The sequence below is a fragment of the Streptomyces sp. 8N616 genome (assembly GCF_052246385.1).
Taxonomy (GTDB): domain Bacteria; phylum Actinomycetota; class Actinomycetes; order Streptomycetales; family Streptomycetaceae; genus Streptomyces.
The window spans coordinates 69,120-86,871 of record NZ_JBQQBY010000023.1 but is presented as its reverse complement, the minus strand read 5'-3'; the positions used below and the strand labels follow the sequence as shown (position 1 = coordinate 86,871).

Genomic DNA, 17,752 nt, shown 5'->3' with positions numbered 1-17,752 from the left:
CAAAGGAAAAGTCAAAAGGGGCATGCCCCGTCCGGCAACAGCACGGTCGGTCAACTCCGCCGAATGGAGGAGCAACGCGGACTCTCCCGGCGCGTAACCACCCGGGCCGCCCCGCGTTGTGCTGGGTGACGGCCGTGGCGGGGAAGACACCCCGAGCCCCCACCACGGCCGCAGAAAACCTCTCAGTCTCTCCCCGGCCACCTCTGGGTAGGGTGATTCCGAGCCTGGAGGGGGTTGTGAGAAGGGTGGGCAAGTTCAGCAGAGCGGCGAAGAGCCGCCCCGCGCCCCGGCGGCTGGGGCCCGCGAGCCCGGACTGGTCGCCGTACGAACGTCTGGACGACGCGGCGCGCGCCTACTTCCTGCATGCGGACGTCGCGCTCGAGGCGATTGCCGGGGTCCTGGGGCGGCACCGCGTGCGGGGCTTCACCCTGGAGCGGGTGGTGGATCTGACCGAGGCGGGCGCCTCGGTGTGGCAGGAGGCCGCGGTCTGCGACGGGCGGCGGCTGATCCTGTGGCACAGCGAGGAACTGGCGGACGACAAGGCCCCGGAGGGCATGGTCCTCGATTCGTCGGTGCAGGTGCTGCCGCTGGGTGCGATCCGGCATGTGGGGATGCGGACCCTGGTCGGGCGGGACGAGTCGGGCCGCCGGGTCGACCGCGGGGTGCATCTGGTGCTGGCGACGGGCACGCCGCACGAGCTCAACACGGTGCCGGGCGGCGACCCGGACGCGCCGCTGACGTCGGCCCGATTCCGGCCCGAGGCCTTCCGGTTCAGCAAGTCGCTGGACGACGGCGGGCCGGGCCAGATAGCCAGGCTGGTCGCCTTCGGGCAGCTGATGGGACGGCTGGTGCCGGGCTGAGATCCCGGGCACCAGCCGCGCCCTGTCGCGTAGGCGATGCGCGTACGGATAGTCGGTACGTGTCGCGGTACGTGTCGCGGGCGGGACTACTCGCCGACGCCCGAGCGCTCCAGCGCCTCCACGCCCGCGCGCAGCGACGCGAGACGCTCTTCGAGCGTGAAGCCCGCCGGGGTGAGGGACAGGGTGGTGACGCCCGCCTCGGCGTAGGCCTGCATGCGGTCGGAGATGCGGTCCACGGGCCCGAGGAGGGTCGTGGAGTCGATGAGCTCCTTCGGTACGGCGGCGGCCGCGCCGTCCTTGTCGCCGGCGAGGTACTTCTCCTGGATCTCGGCGGCTTCCTTCTCGTAGCCCATGCGCTGGGCGAGCCTGTTGTAGAAGTTCTGCTTCGCGCTGCCCATGCCGCCGACATAGAGGGCGGTGTAGGGGCGGAAGAGGTCGGCGAGGGCGTCCACGTCGTCGCCGACGGCCATCGGGACGGTTGGGACGAGATCGAAGCCCTCGAGGGTCTTGCCCGCCTTCTCTCGGCCCGCGCGGATCGAGCCGATCGTGGTCTCCTCGGCGTGCTCGGGGGCGAAGAAGATGACCAGCGCGCCGTCGGCGATCTCGCCGGTCTGCTCGAGGTTCTTGGGGCCGATGGCGGCGATGTAGAGCGGGATGTACTCGCGGACCGGGTGGACGGTGAGCTTGAGCGGCTTGCCGGGGCCGCCGGGCAGCGGCAGCGTCCAGTGCTCGCCCTCGTGGCTCAGGCGCTCGCGGGACATCGCCTTGCGGATGATCTCCACGTACTCGCGGGTGCGGGCCAGCGGCTTGTCGAACTTGACGCCGTACCAGCCCTCGGAGACCTGCGGGCCCGAGACGCCGAGTCCGAGGCGGAACCGGCCGCCGGAGAGCGAGTCGAGGGTGGCGGCCGTCATGGCCGTCATGGCCGGGGTGCGGGCCGGGATCTGGAAGATGGCGGAGCCGACGTCGATGCGCTCGGTCTGGGCCGCGACCCAGGAGAGCACGGTGGCGGCGTCGGAGCCGTAGGCCTCCGCCGCCCAGCAGACGGAGTAGCCGAGCTTGTCGGCCTCGCGCGCGACCGCGAGATTGTCGGCGTCCATTCCGGCGCCCCAGTAGCCGAGGTTGATCCCGAGCCGCATAGCCGCTCCCCTTACCGATCAGTAACGTGCCTTTCCTGCGGACTCTAGCGTGCGAGTGCGGGATCCGTCAGTGCCGGGTTGGTGGAGGGTTATCCACAGCCCACCGCTCGCGGAGGCCTGGCCAGTAATCTCAGGGCCCATGGAGCAGAGGCACCTCGGCCGTACGGGTCTTCGAGTATCGCGGATCGGGCTCGGCACCCTGACCTGGGGCCGGGACACCGGCGAGCACGACGCCGCCGACCAGCTCAAGGCCTTCTGGGAGGCCGGCGGGACGCTCGTTGACACGGCGGATGTGTACGCGGACGGGGGCGCCGAGTATCTGCTCGGGCAGCTCGTCGAGGACCTCGTGCCGCGCCGGGACCTCGTCATCGCGACGAAGGCGGGCAGCATCCCCGACCCCGACCGCCGCTTCGACGGCTCGCGCGGCCACCTGCTCGCCGCGCTGGACGCCTCCCTGGAGCGGCTCGGCACGGACCATGTCGATCTCTGGCAGGTCCACGCCTTCGACTACGCGACGCCGCTGGACGAGACGCTGCAGGCACTCGACATCGCGGTCAGCAGCGGGCGTGCGCGCTATGTGGGCGTCTCCAACTTCTGCGGCTGGCAGCTCGCCAAGGCCGCCACCTGGCAGCTGGCCGCTTCCGGGGCCCACACCCGGCTGGCGAGCACGCAGATGGAGTACTCACTGCTTCAGCGGGGCGTCGAGCGGGAGGTGCTGCCCGCCGCGCTGGACTTGGGGGTGGGGCTGCTGCCGTCGTCGCCGCTGGGGCGCGGCGTGCTCACGGGGAAGTACCGGCACGCGACCCCCACCGACTCGCGGGGCGCCTCCCCGGACCTCGCGGCCTTCGTCGCCCCCTACCTGGACGACGCGGCGAGCCGCATCGTCGACGCGGTCGCCACGGCGGCCGACGGCCTGGCCACCACTCCGCTCCAGGTGGCCCTCGCGTGGGTCCGCGACCGGCCAGGTGTGGCGGCCCCGATCGTCGGCGCGCGCAACGCGCAGCAGCTCATAGAGGCGTTGTCAGTGGAGGCGCTTACGCTTCCCGACGAGATCTGCCAGGCGCTGGACGACGTATCGGCGCCCCTGCACCGCTATCCCGACCAGGACTGGAGCACCCTGTGACCACGGACCGCCCCGCCGGCGAGCCCACACCTGACGACGCGCGGACGGCGCCGCCCGGCCCGGACACAGGCTCCGGCTCCGGCCCTGCTGGTGGCAAGGCGGCGGGGGCCGAGGGAGTGGCCGGCGAAGGCGACGACGCGACGGCCGGCAGCGGCGGCTCGGGAGCGGAGGCGGGAGTGGGGCGGTCGGCAGCCGCGGAGGCGCTGGCGGCAGCCGTGCGGGCCGTGGAGAGCGGTGAGCGGTCCGCGGCGTCGTTCTTCACCGAGCAGAGCCGTCCGGCCGCCGCGCCCGGCTCAGCCGGGCGGGCGAACGCTCCTACGGCGCCTGGCCCCACGGCGGGCGTCAGCCCGAGCGCCGGTCCTGCCGCCTCCGGACCGGGTACGGGTAGCGGTGGCCCGGGCGCGTACGGCCAGGGGCGGAGCGACGCGGCGCAGGGTCTGGCAGGCGGGGGACCGGTCGGCGTGCCGGGCGGACCGGCGGCCGCCGGGGGCTCCCGTAGCGGGCTGTCCGGTCTGCCGCCGACGGAGCGGCAGGCGCAGAGTGCGACCGTGCGGGGGGTCCTGGGCGCGGGCGGGGCACCCGAGGCGCTGGCGGACAAGGTGCTCGACGTGTTCGGGGACCGCGCCGCGCAGGCGCTGCGCGAGGATCCGTGGCAACTCCTCGCCGTGCCCGGCGTGCGCCCCGAGCAGGCCGACGGCTTCGCCCGGGCCCTGCTCGGCGCGGAGTGCGGTCCTGCCGACGAGCGGCGGGCCCGCGCTCTGGTCCAGTGGCTGCTGGAGCGCGCCGCCCTCGAAGGGCACACGGCTCTGGAGCCCGCGACCCTGAGCTCCGCACTCGCGCAGCGATCGGTGCCGGACGCGGAGGCTGCGCTGCGGACTGCCATCGCGGACGGCGCGGTGCTGGTCTTCCGGGACGCCCTTGACGCCCCCGGCTCCGGCCCGGTGTCAGCGTCGTCTTCCTCGGCGGCGTCGGAAGGCGACGAGGAGAACGAGGAACAGCCCGTACGGGTGCTGGTGGGACTCGACCGTTACGCGCTGGCCGAGGAGAGCCTCGCGGACGGGCTCGCGCGGCTGGTCAACACCTTTGATCCGGAGAGCGGTTCGGCCTCCGCGCCCGGCGTCGCCGCGGTCCGCGGCGCGGACGGCGAGCACCAGGGCGCCGACGCCCAGGCCGCGGAAGGCCCCGCGGCTGTGTCCGCGCCTTCCGCCGCGACAGTGCCGTCCGCCGCCGACTGGCGGGCCGCGGCCGAGGCCGCGCCGTCCCCGTCGGCCGCGGAACTGATCAGCGCCGTGGCCGGGAGCGGCCTCGTGGCCCACACCGGCGGCGAGGCCGCCCGGGCGGAGCCCGCCGCCATGGTGGCTGCAGCCCGCGCGCTGGGCCTGCGCGCGTACGCCGCGGCGCACAGCGAGGACGGCCGTCAGCGGCTGGCGGCCATGTTCGGCACGGCCGCGCCCGCCGGTTCGGCGATCGGAGGCCCCGCCCCGGCCGCCGCCGGGCAGCACGGCGCGAGTGCCGACGAGGCACCGGGCGGCACGACGGAAAGCAAGACGGAAAGCGAGACGGACGGCCGGACCCGGGAGTCCGGCGAGGCGGCCGGAGAAAGCGGCCCGAGCGGCGGCGTGGACAGTGAAGGCGGCGGCCTGGCGGAAGGCGCCGGCCGCGCGGCGCCGGGAGTCGGCGGAGCCGCCACCGCGCCCTCGTCCGCGGGCGGCCTCGGCCCCGCGGCCGTGACCGTGGCCGGGCTGTTGGCGGGCGTCGAGGGCCCGGGCCGGGACGCCGAGGGGGCGCTCGCGGTCGATGTGCTCGCCGTGCTGGATGCGCCGCAGCTCGATGTGGAGACCGCCGCCATGCTCGTCGAGTCGCTGCCGGACGGCGCGCGCCTGGTCCTGAGCGGAGACCCCGGTGTCCTCTGGTCGGCCGGTCCCGGGAAGGTCTTCGCCGACCTGCTCGCCGCCCGCACCTGCCCGCAGGTCGCATCCCGTACACCCGACCCCGGCCCCATCGGCGAGCTGGTGTCCGGCATCGGGATCGGCGAGCTGAGCCAGGTGGAGGCGCCCGGCAAGGAAGTGGTCATCGTTCCGGTGCGGGACGCCGGTGAGGCGGTGCACCGCACCGTGCAGCTGGTCGCCGACTCGGTGCCGCGCGCGATCGGCGTACCCGCGGACCATACGCAGGTCATCACGCCGGGGCACGGCGGCGCCGCGGGGACTCGGGCGCTGAACGCCGCACTGAAGGACCGGATCAACCCGGGCCCCGGCCGCTTCGGCGGCTTCGACCCGGGCGACCGGGTGGCATACGTACCGGCCCCGGGCCGGACCCTGCCGGGCACGGTGGTCTCGGCCGACGCCGAAGGCATGCATCTGGACTGCGCGGGCGCGGGCGTCATCATCGTGCCGCGCGACCGCGTGAGCGAGACCGTACGGCACGGCTGGGCGCTCACCGCCCATCAGGCCGCAGGAATGCGCTGGCCGGCGGCGGTCGTGGTGCTGCCGGGCGATGCGGTGCAGGCGCTGACCCGGTCCTGGGTCTACACCGCCTTCAGCCGTGGCGAGCGGCATCTGTCCGTGGTGCACGGCGCGGACCAGGCGCTGCCGCGAGCGGTCGCGGAAGTGCCGGTGAAGGAGCGCACGACCCGGCTGCGGACTCTGCTGCGGAGCAGCGCGCCGCCGGCCGGGTGAGCCCCGGCCGGCGGCGGTGGTGATCGGTCCGCGGGATCAGCGAGCTCCGCGAGACCAGTAAGAAACGGACGAGAGGGCGTTCACCGCTCCGAGTCGAGCGGCTCGAGCTCGTCGTCGTCCTCGTCGTCCACTTCCTCTTCTTCGCCCTCGTCCTCGAGCTCCTCGTCGTCGAGCTCCTCGTCGAATACGGCGCTGACGTCGAAGCGGCAGATGACCCGCTCCGGATCCGCCTGGTCGAACGGCGCATTCAGCCACTCCCCCGGCTCCGCGGGTTCGTCGGCAGCCGTCACCCACAGCGTGGAGTCACCTTCCTCCAGGCCGAACTCCTTGTGCCGGGAGGCGATCTCGTCCGGTTCGTACTCCCCGAAGAGCACGCCGAGTGCCGCGTGAACGCCGACGCCGGTCCCGGCCTCGGCGCCGTTCAGCCCTGGGCCGCCGAGCTCCACATCCGGATCGAGGTCGGCCACCCGCTGTGCCTGGGAGAGCAGTCGCTGCGGTTCCGTGACCGTGTAGTCGCGGCGGATGAGCACGCTGAGCGCGTGCGGCTCCTCGGGGCCGGTGTAGGCGGGCATCGTGCCGTCGCCCGGGATCTCGAAGGGCGTGACCTCGTCGTAGACCTCGTACAGCAGCTCGTCGTACGCCTCGGCCGCCGCGGCCAGCTCGTTGAACGCGGTGTAGACGGCCGGGTCGTCCTCTCCCGACCGCCTCTCGACCGCGTCGAGGTGGCGGTCGAGCGCGGCTTTGACCGCCTCGGCGGCGGCGCGTACCTCGGCAGCGGATGGCTGCGCAGCATCAGACATAGTGCAGACGCTATCCGTAGTGGGGCACTACCCGCACAATAGATGCGATGCCGGAATATGAATTTCGCGACGTGTACGTGCCACGAGGGGTCTCCCGCAGCGCCGCCACACGTCTGCTGACCGACCATGCAGAGTATGGACACTGGGAGTTGGACCGCCTGCGGCTCAACCCGGACGGGAGCCGCCGGGTGCGGCTGCGGCGCCGGATCATTCGCCAGCCGCGCGCTACGTGGTGAGACGATGCAGTGACACAAGGTGAAGACGGAGCGGGCCCCGCGACCGCGAGGCCCGCTCCGCCGTGCGCCGTTCCGCGCCTGTCCTGGACTTACGACCTGGACGCGGCCCGGGAGCGGCGGTAGAGCACGGCGCCCCCGAGCAGCAGTGCGGCGCTCGTGGCTCCGGCTGCGCCCAGCATGCCCGCGCCGGTCTCGGCGAGCTCCTCGTCGCCCTCGGGCGCGGTGACGGCCTGCGGCCTGTGCTCCACCGCGGGCTTCACCTCGGAGTCGTCCTCGTGGCCGGGCTTGACCTGGCCGTTGCCCTTGCCCTTGCCCTTGTCCTTGCCCTTGTCCTCGTCATCGGGCTTGTCCGGGTTGTTCGGGCGGTCCGGATCGTGCGGGCGCTCCGGCTCGTGCGGGTACCCCGGCGTGCCCTGAGAGACATTCGCGCACTTGTTGCCGATGGTGGCGTTTCCGACACCGATCTCGTTGACGCTGTTGCCGCAGGCGTTGATCGGCACATCGATCGGTACCTGCACGATGTTCCCCGAGACCACACCCCCCGAATTGCCGCTCCCGGCACGAGCGGACGAGTCGTCGTTGCCACCCGACTCGTGCCCGCCGCCGGACACGTTGGCACAGCTGTTGCCATTGGCCGGATTGAACAGGCCGACGGCGTTGACCGTGTTGCCGCACAGGTTCACCGGCACGTGTACGGGCACTTGGACCGTATTGCCGGACCCAATGCCCGGCGAGTTCCCGGAAATTGCTCCCGCGTCCGCGTCCGCGTACGCATAGCCTCCGGTCACGGCGAGCACACCGCTCGCAGCCGCAACCGTGATCAGGCTCTTTCTCGCGACCTGTCGCATAGGTTCGCTCCCCTGCTGCCTATCGCCTCTCGACATGCTCACGGGCGATTGCCCGCTCGCCAATTCCCGGGCCCCGGAGTGCATGGCGCGCACTCCGGGGCCCGGGATCACACCCTCATGGGTTGCGGTACAACGTCTCGCGTTGACACACGTGTTGCCGAAGGGAAGGTCGAGCATCCCGATCACGCCTCCCCTGCCGGCCATGCGGTCTCAGCCGAGACTGCACAGCCGTAACGAGGAAGGGGGAATCCGAGCCACGGGGCCGTCCGGGTGTTTCACTCTTTCCGGCTAAGTGCGTTCGATCCCCGTATCAGCGGCTGCCGTGTCATCCCCAAGGGTCTTCACCAGCAGGGGGCTTCATCAGCACTGGTCGAGGAATCGGTCCAGCACCCGGACGCCGAACTTCAGCCCGTCCACCGGCACGCGCTCGTCGACCCCGTGGAACATGCCCGCGAAGTCCAGCTCGGGCGGCAGCTTGAGCGGTGCGAAGCCGAAGCAGCGGATGCCGAGATCGTCGAAGGACTTGGCGTCCGTCCCGCCGGACAGCATGTACGGCACCGCGTGCGCGATCGGGTCCTCCGCCTTGAGCGCGGACTGCATGGCGTCGACCAGCGAGCCGTCGAAGCTGGTCTCCAGCGCCTTGTCGGCGTGCACGTCCTCGCGCTTCACGCGGGGACCCAGGATCCGGTCGAGGTCGGCGAGGAACTCCTCCTCGTGCCCCGGCAGGAAACGGCCGTCGACGTGTGCGGTCGCCTGCCCCGGGATCACATTGACCTTGTATCCCGCGCCCAGCATCGTCGGGGCCGCGGTGTTGCGCAGCGTCGCCCCGATGATCTTCGCGATACCGCCGAGTTTGGTGAGCGTCGCTTCCATGTCCTCCGGGTCGAGCGGGGTGCCGAGCGCGTCCGACAGCTCGTCGAGGAAGGACCGTACGGTCTTGGTGACCCGGACCGGGAACTCGTGGCGGCCCAGCCGTCCGACGGCCTCGCACAGTTCGGTGATCGCGTTGTCGGTGTTGGTCATCGAGCCGTGTCCCGCCGTGCCGTCAACGGTCAGCCGCATCCAGTGCATGCCCTTTTGGGCGGTTTCCACCAGATAGAGCCGCAGGTTCTCGTTGACGGTGAAGGAGAAGCCGCCGACCTCGCCGATCGCCTCGGTCACGCCCTCGAAGAGTCCGGGGTGGTTGTCGACCAGGTGCCGCGCGCCGTAGACGCCGCCCGCCTCCTCGTCGGCGAGGAAGGCGAGGACGATGTCCCGCGGGGGCTTCCGGCCGCTGCGCAGCCGTTCCCGTACGACGGCGAGGGTCATCGCGTCCATGTCCTTCATATCGACAGCGCCGCGTCCCCAGACGCAGTCGTCAACGATCTCGCCGGAGAACGGGTGGTGCGTCCAGTCGACGGCGTTGGCCGGTACGACGTCGGTGTGGCCGTGGATGAGCAGCGCGGGCCGGGACGGGTCCTCACCCGCGATGCGCGCGACCGTCGAGGCGCGGCCCGGGCGCGACTCGAAGATCTGCGGCTCCAGCCCCACCTCCGCGAGCTTCTCGGCCACGTACTCGGCGGCGGCGCGCTCACCGGGGCCCGAGTGGTCGCCGTAGTTGCTGGTGTCGATCCGGATCAGGTCCCGGCACAGGTCGACGACCTCGTCCTCACCGGTAGGGGCCGGCTTCGACTCGCTCACGCTGCCTCCTCGTGGTTCGCTGCCACGGACTGCCCGGGTCGGGCCGGCGCCCGGGGCGGGGGTCCAGTGCCATCCTCCCGCGCCCGGCGCCGCAGCCCAAGGCCTCAATGCTGCCGACACACGGTCGTCACGGCCCGCGGTCGTACGGTCGTGTGATCGAGCACGGCCGGATGTTTGCTATGGTTTTCCCCGCCGGAACGGCCACGGGCCGGGCGGCGGACACCTTGTCCGGGTGGCGGAATGGCAGACGCGCTAGCTTGAGGTGCTAGTGCCCTTTATCGGGCGTGGGGGTTCAAGTCCCCCCTCGGACACGTTGAGGGACGTTCACGAGATCGTCCCGCGTTCCATATCCCCAACGTGTGCGGGCCGAGGCAAAGCCTCGGCCCGCGCGCGTTGCTGCCGGATCAGGCGTTCCTTGAAGAGGTCCAGGGTGTCCAGGAGATCCGGGATGACCTACCGCGCGCCCCCTCGCGCGCAGGCGCCGCCCGTTCGCGGGAGTGGCGGATCAGTGAATCGAGGGCCCAGCTGCCCGGTCCCAGAACGGCGATGAGCAGGAACGCCCAGCAGTACGTGGCCGCCGGCTCGCCGCCGTTGGCCAGGGGCAGCAGCGCAACCGGCTGGTGCACCACAAAGTAGGCGTAGGCCATCGAGCCGGATGCGATCGCCGCGTTGGTGCGGGTGAGGAGCCCCGCGAAGACGAACCCGCCGCAGACCAGCTGGATGAGCGCGGCCCACCAACTGGGCCAGGTGCCGAACTCGACGGCCTGCCCGCTCCCGCGGGCGCCGCCGAACAGGCCGAACAGCGAGGCCATTCCGTGGAGCAGGAAGAGAAAGCCCGTGACGATGCGGAACAGCGAGAGCACCGGTCCGCGGAGCTGATCCAGGTTCATGAGTGCACCTCTCGACGGTGGGGGTCGGTGGGGCGGGTCCGGTGGACCGCCGGGCCGCCCCACCTCTTCGTCCGCGCGGATCAGTTCTCGGCCACCCAGCCGACCATGATCCCCATCACGTCGTCGTGCGCGTGACCGTTGATTTCGTACCTGCTCGTGATCTGCAGGACGTCGCCCCGTTCGATCGTGCCCAGGGGCTCGCCGCTGCAGGGCGGCATGTCCGAGATCTCGGTGTGCCCGTGGGGATCGATGAACTCGGGGCTGCCGCCCTCCTCCGCCACGATGGTGCACAGCGGCTCGCCCTTGGTGAGGTTCTCGGTCCAGACGGAGTGGCCTGAGTGGTGGAGGTGGCCGCGCATGTGCACGAGTTTCCCGGAAATCGTGGAGCGCCATCGCCGGGTCTTTTCGCTGACGCCCTCGGGAGCGTCGTACACGCTGCCGAGGCAGCCGCCGGCGTCCATCCAGATCGGTGTGACCGGCTTGAGGCGGGAGCCGGTTGCGGACTCATGGGTGAACGTGATGGAGATGTAGACCGTCTTTTCCTGCGGCACGTGGTTCATCAGGTCGTAGATCATGTTCCACCGCTCGCGGCCGACCTTGAAGCCGTATCCGGACGGCAGAACGCTTTCCACCCGCTCATTGCCGGAGGCGAAAATCCGCTGAGGACCGTTGCACACGACGTCGCGTGTCCTGTGGGTGCCCAGCACTACGTGGTGCAGCATCGGGCCGGTGTTGACGTTCGCGTTCGACCCGTCCGCGTAGACGAGATTGGGCTTGAAGCCCGTGATGAAGCAGTTGTCGCAGGGTTTCTGGATGTTGAACTTGATGCGGTTGTGGGTCGTGCCGTGGTCGTCCTCGGTCGCGGCGGGGATGGTGAACGGCCCGTACCGCACGGTGGTGGTCTGCGGGGCGGAGGGCTGCTGGGTCGGGGCGGTCTCCTGACGGTCGGCCGGCGCGGGGTCGGCGGCGCCGACGGCCTGTGGTGCGCCGAACGCTAATGCGGTGGCCATGGTGACGGAAATGAGCGGGAGGCTGCGCAGGGACACGGTTTTTCCTCCTTGCGGTTCAGGACGTCATGACGTGGGCTGTGCAGATGGGCTGTGCAGATCTGTTGGACCGGCGCGCGGAGGCGGGCGACCCAAGGCGGTCCAAGCCTCAAGGCAACGGAAAGCGGAATGTGCTGCCATTCGGCTCGAGTTGCCGGAAGGTCACTTCGTCCGACCCGATAGCCGAATACGCCGAGGGCCTGCATTCCGTGCCGGTGCCGGGTTCCCATGTCGACGACGGCCGGTGGGCCGTGTCGAATGCGGCCGGGTCACCGACCTGCCCTTGCTTTGGTGCACCGCAGAGTGGCGCCCCGCGTTTCCCATGTCAACAGACCTCAAATGGCAGGAGATTCAGGGAAGACGCCGCTGAGTGGCTGACCTGCATTCTTTATTGCGCCATGGGCCGGCCTGGCCGCGACAACACTGGTGACTTCGCCGATCCGCGGCCGTGCCACCGGTGAGCGCCGTCGCTGTCCTGCAGCCGATCAGCGCGTAGACCCGTGCGCGGTCAGGCCGGCGAACAGACGGTGCATGGAAGAGGCCCATGCGTTGCGGTCCGGGCTCTTCACGTTCAGGGCCGCGAGAACGTCCACGCCTATGGACACACAGAGCACCATGCGGGCCAGGGCCGCCGCATCGATGTCGGCGGTGAACGAGCCGTCCCGTTGGGCACCTGCGACCAGCTCCGTGAGCTCGGTCTCCGCCCGGTGCAGGGCGGCGTGGACTCGGCGCGCGACCTCGCCGTCCCGCCGCCCGGCGGCGAGCGCTTCGCTCATCAGAGGCGCCCACATGCGCCGGTGTGGATCGGAGAGGCCGGTGGTGATCAGTTCGAGAACGTCGGCGGCGGCGGCACCGCGGTCCATTGCCTGGCCGAGCTTCCGCGACGCGGCCGCCAAGCCGTAGTCGACGGCCTCGGCGAGCAGGTCGGCCTTGTTGCGGAAGTTGCCGTAGATGGCTCCGGTCGAGAGCCCGGCGCGGCGGGCGATGTCCTGCACCCGGGCTCGGTCGTAACCCTGCTCGCCGAATTCCTGGACTGCCGCTTCGATCAGCCGGTCGCGGATCACAGGACTGGACGGCCTTGAGAGGGAATCGGGCTCTGCCACGGCCCCAGCGTAGCCGGGCCGCGGTGACGGCTGCCCTCAGGCGGCGGGGCTGCCGGGCTGCCGGGCTGCGGCCGTTGGGATGCCGCCCCCGGCCGAGGTGATTCCGTCCCAACGGTTGCACAGCAGCCGAAGAATAATCATTATTCTTGCCGGGGCGTCGAGTTGGAAGGCGCGCGCTCGTGACGTATGGCACGGAGCAATCAGTCATCGGCAGACGCACCGAGTGCCGCCGGCTCGCGCACAGCGTCGAAGCCTGCCGGGGAGCGCGCGGCGGCGCTCTGCTGCTGACCGGAGATCCGGGGATCGGCAAGACCGCGCTGATCCGGCACGCGTCCCGCCTGGCCCACGACTTCCACACGGTCCGCGCCGACGGGGTGCGTACGGAGGAGACCCTGGCGTACGGAGTGGTACAGCGGCTGGTCCGGCCGCTGACCGCCTGCCTGCGCCGCCTCCCGCCGGTCTCCCGGGAGGCCTTGGAGCGGGTGCTGCTCGGGCGCATCCCACCGCCCCGCGAGCGGTTGCTCGTCGCCGACGCGGTGCTGGGGCTGCTGGTGAGCGCCGGCGGCAGACGTCCCGTGCTGATCAGCGTCGACGACCTGCACTGGGCCGACGCCGAGTCCCGGTACGCCCTGGGTTTCGTGGCCCGCAGGATCAGCACCGCACGCGTACTGATCCTGGCCGGCACGGACGGCGAGGGGTCCGCGCTCCTGCCGGGTGTGCCGGCGGTGCACCTGACAGGCATGGGCGACCTCGACTGCCTGCGGTTGATCACGGAGCATCAGCCCTCGCCGGTGGCACCCGCCGTACGCGAGGTCCTCGTCCATACGGCCGGAGGCAATCCCCTCGCCCTGCTGGAACTGTTACGGACACTGACCCCGGCGCAGCTGAGCCAGCCCGCCCAACTGCCCGATCCCCTGCCCCTCGTACCCCGGCTCACGGACATCCGGCTCGCTCGATTCCGCCGGCTTCCCGGCGACTGCCGGCGGCTGCTGTTGCTGCTGGCTGCCGAACCGCACCTGAAGCCCATCTCCCTGTTCCGTATGGCCGGACGGGCGGGCATCGACCCGGCGGCGCTGCAACCCGCCGAGGACGCCGGGCTGGTCACGTTGTCGGCGACCTCGGTGCTCTTCCGCCACCCCGACCTCGGCCGGGCTGTCTATCACGGTGTCGGCCTGGCCGAACGGCACTGGGCACACGAGGTTCTGGCGCGGGCGTTCGCCGAAGCCGATGACGATCGTCGTTGCTGGCACGAGGCGGCCCTGCTGTCGGAGACGAACGCCCGGCTGGCCGACGATCTGGAACGCCAGGCGGCCCGGGCCCGGCAGCACGGCGAACACGCGCGCGCCGCGGCACTGATGGAACGCTCGGCCGAACTGACCGGCGATGACGGCCGCCGGGGTCGCCGCCTGGTCACCGCGGCGGACTGCAGCAGGCGGGCCGGGCGGCTGCGGCGCGCGGCCCGGCTGCTGGAGCGCGCGGGAACCCTGGTCGGTGCGGACCAGACGTGCCTGCGGGGACGCATGGCCTATCTGCAGGGCGTGATCTCCCTGCACCACACCGCGGCGTCCGATGCCTACGACCTGCTGGTGGCCGCCGCGGACACACTCGCCCGCGACAACCCCTCGCTCGCCGTCAAAGCCCTCGTCGCCGCCGGGGAGGCGGGTCTGTACGCGGGAAGCGCCGCGTTACCGGTACGGGCAGGCAGGCGTGCGCTGGCCCTGCTCGACGGCGCACCGGGGCCGGATCAGGCGGAGGTCGGGTTCGCCGCCGACTTTCTCCTCGGGGTCGCCGACTCCTTCCAGGGACGGCTGCCCTCAGGGGTGGCCCGGCTGCGCAAGGGACTTGACGCAGCCGCGCGGGTGAACGATCCCCTGCTCCTCGCCTGGGCTGCCCACGGTGCGCTGTTCGCCGCCGACGACACCCGGGCGCGTGCGCTCGCTTCACGCGCGGTGACGCTGGCGCGCGCGGCGGGCGACACTCCCACGATGGCGCACGCCATGCAGTACCTCGCCTACCCGGAGTGCTGGCTGAGCGGACCGGACACCGCAGCGCTCACCGCCACCGAGGCGCTGCGGCTCGCCCGCGAGACGGGCCAACTCAACTGCGCCCGCAACCTCATGGGCATGCTGATGCTCGCAGCTGGGCTCGCCGGTGACGCCGAGGTGTGCCAGCAGTACGCCGACCGTGTCGTCGACGAAGCGGCGGCACACGGCGTGGGGCTCGCCTCCGCTCTCGGCCTGTGGGGCCTGGCCCAGCTCGACCTCGCCTCGGGGGACTGGGCCGAGGCGGCCGCCAAGCTGCACCGGCTCGCCCGTACCAGGCTGGGACACCCGGGCATTGCGATCGAGGCCGTGCCCACGTACGTGGAGGCGGCCGTCCGGGCGGGCCACCGGTCCCGGGCTGAGCGGGCCGCGGCCACCTTCACGCGATGGGCCGAGGCGACCGGCCGGGAATGGCCGGCCGCCCTGGCGGCACGCTGCCGCGCGCTCCTCCAAGCCGACGACGCCGAAACACACTTCCGGCATGCTCTGCACCTGCACCGGAGCGGTGATCGCGAACTCGAGCGGGCCCGCACCGCCCTGCTCTACGGCGAGTACCTCAATCGGGAGCGCCGGCGCGGGGACGCCCGGGTCCAACTCCGTGAGGCGGCAGAGGTCTTCCGGCGCTACCGGGCACGGCTGTGGCTGGACCGGACCCGAGCCGAACTACGGGCCGGAGGTGACGACGGGCGGGCCACGGGGCCGGACGGGCCTGAGCCGGGCGGCGCGGCACGCAGTCTGACCTCACGTCAACGCCAGATCGTACGGCTGGTGGCCGGGGGTGCGACGAACAAGGAGGTGGCCGCCCGGCTCTGCCTGAGCCCCCGCACCATCGACTACCACCTGCGCCGCATCTTCGAGCGGCTCGGCATGACCTCGCGCGCGGATCTGATCCGCTTGTTCGCCGCGGGAAACGGGCACGGCGAGTGAACCGTACGCGAGGGAGGCGCGGTGCCGCGGACGGTCAGCGGCCGAGGGACCGAGGTCGCGCTACACCTCGTCCGGGGCGGGCTGGAGGTGTGTGAGGTGCCTGTGTCTCAGCCTGAGGTGCCTGGGCCTGAGGTGCCTGAGCCTGAGGTGCCTGAGCCTGAGGTGCCTGAGCCTGAGGTGCCTGAGCCTGAGGTGCCTGAGCCTGAGGTGCCTGAGCCTGGGGTGCCTGGGGTACCTGAGCCGCCGACGGCTGGTGCGACAGGCCCGCGGAGTAGGCGAGGATCGCCGCCTGGACGCGGTTGCTGAGGCGGAGCAGCCGCAGGATCCGGCTGACCTGGGTCTTGACCTGGGATTCGGTCAGGCCACGGCATGCGGCTATCTCGGCGTTGGAGCGGCCCTGGGCGAGCAGGGCGAGGATGGTGCGCTGCTCCTCGGGGAGGGCACGCAAACGGTCCTCGGAGCCGGAGACCTGCCGGGCGGCGGGGAGGGTGAAACGCTGGATCAGCGAGCGGGTCATCGACGGGGAGATGATCGCGTCGCCGCCCACGACGACTTTGACGGCGCTCAGCAGGTCGTGCGGCGAGACGTCCTTGACCAGGAAGCCGTCGGCGCCGGCTTCAAGGGCGGCGAAGAGGTACTCGTCCAGAGCGTAGGAGGTCAGCATGATCACACGCGGCGGCTGCGGGAGGAGCACCAGTTCACGGGCTGCGGCCAACCCGTCCGTCCCGGGCATGCGGATGTCGACGATGGCGAGGTCCGGGTGGTGCCGGCGAGCGATGTCGAGGGCCTGCGCGCCGTCGGTGGCCTCGGCGACGACGGCGATCTCGTCATCCGATTCCAGCACCAGACGGATGCCCTGACGCACCAGCAGCTCGTCGTCCACCAGCAGAACCCGGATCACCGGGCTCTCCGGGAGGAATGGGACCTGGGAACTCCGCAACATTGGACTCCGCCGCGCCGGACTTCGCAGCACTCCACGAGCTGCCGGGCGCACCGGTGCCGGCGGTGGCGGCGAGAGCGGTGGCGGACTCGGCGGTCGGCCCAGCCGACGTTGCCGGCGTGGCCGGAATACGGGCGGTCAGGCTGAAGCCGCCCTGCGGCGTCGCATACGCTCGTACGGCCCCTCCCAGCAGGGACACCCGCTCGCGTATCCCGATGAGGCCATGCCCGCCACCTGTGGTCGCCGGCCCGGCCGTAGGACCGCCCGTGCCGGACAATGGCTCGGTGGGCCGCCCGTTGCGGACGCTGATCTCCAGGCTCTGCGCGGACGCCGCGACCGACACACGGACCTCGGCGCCGGGCGCGTGCCGTACCGCGTTCGCGATCCCCTCCTGGATCACGCGGTAGGCGGCCCGCAGCGCCGCCGCGCCGGCTTTCTGGGGCTCTCCGCTGACCTGCCACGTGGCTAATACGCCCGCGCGCCCGACTTCGTTCACCAGAGCGTCGACGTCTTTCCGCCACGCTTCCGCGCCGGTGGCTTCCGAAGCGGCCGTTGTCCTGCCCGCTCCCCCGCCCTGCCCGTCCCCGTACCGCTGCCCGTGCCCGTACCGCTCCCCCTCCCCGTGCTCCTCCCCGTCCTCGTAGCGCAGCACGTTCAGCAGGTCCCGGAGCTCTCCCATGGCACGCCGCCCCAAGTCGCCCAGGAGCCGGGCGCTCTGGTGCGCGTCGGAGTCGCGCGCGGCACGGACTTCCAGGGCTCCTGACTGGATGACCATGAGCCCTACATAGTGGGCGACCACGTCGTGAATGTCCCGGGCGATCCGCGCGCGCTCCTCCAACCGGGCGTTCCGCGTGGCGAGTTCCCGCTCCCGCTGGAGCTGTTCGGCCCTGCGCCGGAGGCTGTGAATGAGCGCGCGGTGCGTACGGACCGCCGTGGCCACCAGGGCCGGAGCGATGAGCACGGGGAGCAGGTAGTTCAGCGCCGCGTCCTTCACGAACAGCGGTACGGGAGGTGGTTCGCCGGTGATCAGCAGGAAGTCCACGAGAGGCACGGTCGCCCCGGCCAGGCCGGCCGCCACCGCCCAGCGGGTCCGACCGCGTACGACCAGGGTGTAGATCGCCAGCGGATAGGTGATGCCCGAGCCTCCCAGCCACAGATCGGTGAGGGAGGTCGCGGCCAGGACCAGGGGCAGCCGGCGGCGGATGAGGACGGAGAGGGCGGCCGTGATCTCCGCGGCGGTGACCGCCACGAGGAGGGAGCCGGAGGGTGCCACCCCGGGTTCCCCGTAGACCGTGAGCCAGAGCGGGAGAAACACCAGCGACTCGAGAAGGCTGTAAACGGTCGCGGCCAGCGCGATCCCGGCGTCGATCGCCATGTCCCGGCTGATCGTGGGCCGTCCCGGGCCTCGCTGCCGCCGGTGCCTGGACCGCCGCGCCGGTG

General features: G+C 71.7%; 14 protein-coding genes and 1 tRNA gene. 6 read left to right on the top strand and 9 right to left on the bottom strand.

Annotated features, from left to right (window positions below; genetic code table 11):
• Nucleotides 1-245 precede the first annotated feature (245 nt).
• Complete coding sequence (locus tag ACTWQC_RS21760; RefSeq protein ID WP_443317441.1) at nt 246-860, top strand: hypothetical protein; 615 nt, start codon at nt 246-248, stop codon at nt 858-860.
• A gap of 86 nt (nt 861-946) precedes the next feature.
• Here the strand turns inward: ACTWQC_RS21760 and ACTWQC_RS21755 are convergent, their stop codons facing one another.
• A complete protein-coding gene (locus ACTWQC_RS21755; RefSeq protein WP_443317440.1) occupies nt 947-1,999 on the bottom strand; it encodes an LLM class F420-dependent oxidoreductase in 1,053 nt (350 codons plus the stop codon).
• Nucleotides 2,000-2,138: 139 nt separating this feature from the next.
• Here ACTWQC_RS21755 and ACTWQC_RS21750 point away from each other — a divergent pair, with 139 nt between their 5' ends.
• Nucleotides 2,139-3,122 (top strand): aldo/keto reductase, encoded by a 984-nt coding sequence (locus tag ACTWQC_RS21750; protein ID WP_443317439.1) that lies wholly within the window; start codon nt 2,139-2,141, stop codon nt 3,120-3,122.
• The gene (locus ACTWQC_RS21745) at nt 3,119-5,800 is read left to right on the top strand and encodes a helix-hairpin-helix domain-containing protein (protein ID WP_443317438.1); all 2,682 of its coding nucleotides are present in this window, start codon (nt 3,119-3,121) and stop codon (nt 5,798-5,800) included. Before ACTWQC_RS21750 ends, ACTWQC_RS21745 begins: the two co-directional genes overlap by 4 nt.
• Before the next feature lie 80 nt (nt 5,801-5,880).
• Here the strand turns inward: ACTWQC_RS21745 and ACTWQC_RS21740 are convergent, their stop codons facing one another.
• Nucleotides 5,881-6,600, bottom strand: coding sequence for a hypothetical protein (locus ACTWQC_RS21740; protein WP_443317437.1), 720 nt, complete (start codon nt 6,598-6,600; stop codon nt 5,881-5,883).
• 47 nt (nt 6,601-6,647) lie between these two features.
• Between ACTWQC_RS21740 and ACTWQC_RS21735 the strand changes: the two genes are divergently transcribed.
• Nucleotides 6,648-6,836: a DUF5703 family protein gene (locus tag ACTWQC_RS21735; RefSeq protein ID WP_443317436.1), complete on the top strand. Its 189-nt coding sequence runs from the start codon at nt 6,648-6,650 to the stop codon at nt 6,834-6,836.
• Nucleotides 6,837-6,925: 89 nt separating this feature from the next.
• Here ACTWQC_RS21735 and ACTWQC_RS21730 read toward each other — a convergent pair whose 3' ends face one another.
• Nucleotides 6,926-7,684: a chaplin gene (locus ACTWQC_RS21730; protein WP_443317435.1), complete on the bottom strand. Its 759-nt coding sequence runs from the start codon at nt 7,682-7,684 to the stop codon at nt 6,926-6,928.
• 360 nt (nt 7,685-8,044) lie between these two features.
• The gene (locus ACTWQC_RS21725; protein ID WP_443317434.1) at nt 8,045-9,364 is read right to left on the bottom strand and encodes a M20/M25/M40 family metallo-hydrolase; all 1,320 of its coding nucleotides are present in this window, start codon (nt 9,362-9,364) and stop codon (nt 8,045-8,047) included.
• 226 nt (nt 9,365-9,590) lie between these two features.
• Here ACTWQC_RS21725 and ACTWQC_RS21720 point away from each other — a divergent pair.
• Nucleotides 9,591-9,675, top strand: a tRNA-Leu gene (locus ACTWQC_RS21720).
• 93 nt (nt 9,676-9,768) lie between these two features.
• Here the strand turns inward: ACTWQC_RS21720 and ACTWQC_RS21715 are convergent.
• From ACTWQC_RS21715 to ACTWQC_RS21705, 3 genes are all read right to left on the bottom strand, one after another.
• Nucleotides 9,769-10,254 carry a DoxX family protein gene (locus ACTWQC_RS21715; protein WP_443317433.1) on the bottom strand — a complete coding sequence of 162 codons (486 nt, stop codon included), beginning with the start codon at nt 10,252-10,254 and terminating at the stop codon, nt 9,769-9,771.
• An 80-nt stretch (nt 10,255-10,334) separates the two neighbouring features.
• Nucleotides 10,335-11,300: a hypothetical protein gene (locus ACTWQC_RS21710; RefSeq protein ID WP_443317432.1), complete on the bottom strand. Its 966-nt coding sequence runs from the start codon at nt 11,298-11,300 to the stop codon at nt 10,335-10,337.
• Between the two features lie 485 nt (nt 11,301-11,785).
• On the bottom strand, nt 11,786-12,403 hold the full coding sequence (locus ACTWQC_RS21705) for a TetR/AcrR family transcriptional regulator (RefSeq protein WP_443317431.1): 618 nt from the start codon (nt 12,401-12,403) through the stop codon (nt 11,786-11,788).
• A 179-nt stretch (nt 12,404-12,582) separates the two neighbouring features.
• On the opposite strand from ACTWQC_RS21705, the gene ACTWQC_RS21700 reads away from it, so the two are divergent.
• Nucleotides 12,583-15,372: an AAA family ATPase gene (locus ACTWQC_RS21700; protein ID WP_443317430.1), complete on the top strand. Its 2,790-nt coding sequence runs from the start codon at nt 12,583-12,585 to the stop codon at nt 15,370-15,372.
• A gap of 34 nt (nt 15,373-15,406) precedes the next feature.
• Here ACTWQC_RS21700 and ACTWQC_RS21695 read toward each other — a convergent pair whose 3' ends face one another.
• Complete coding sequence (locus ACTWQC_RS21695) at nt 15,407-16,273, bottom strand: response regulator (protein WP_443317429.1); 867 nt, start codon at nt 16,271-16,273, stop codon at nt 15,407-15,409.
• Entirely contained in the window at nt 16,200-17,687 is a 1,488-nt protein-coding gene (locus ACTWQC_RS21690; RefSeq protein WP_443317428.1) for a sensor histidine kinase, read from the bottom strand. The genes ACTWQC_RS21695 and ACTWQC_RS21690 overlap by 74 nt, the downstream gene beginning before the upstream one ends.
• Nucleotides 17,688-17,752 lie beyond the last annotated feature (65 nt).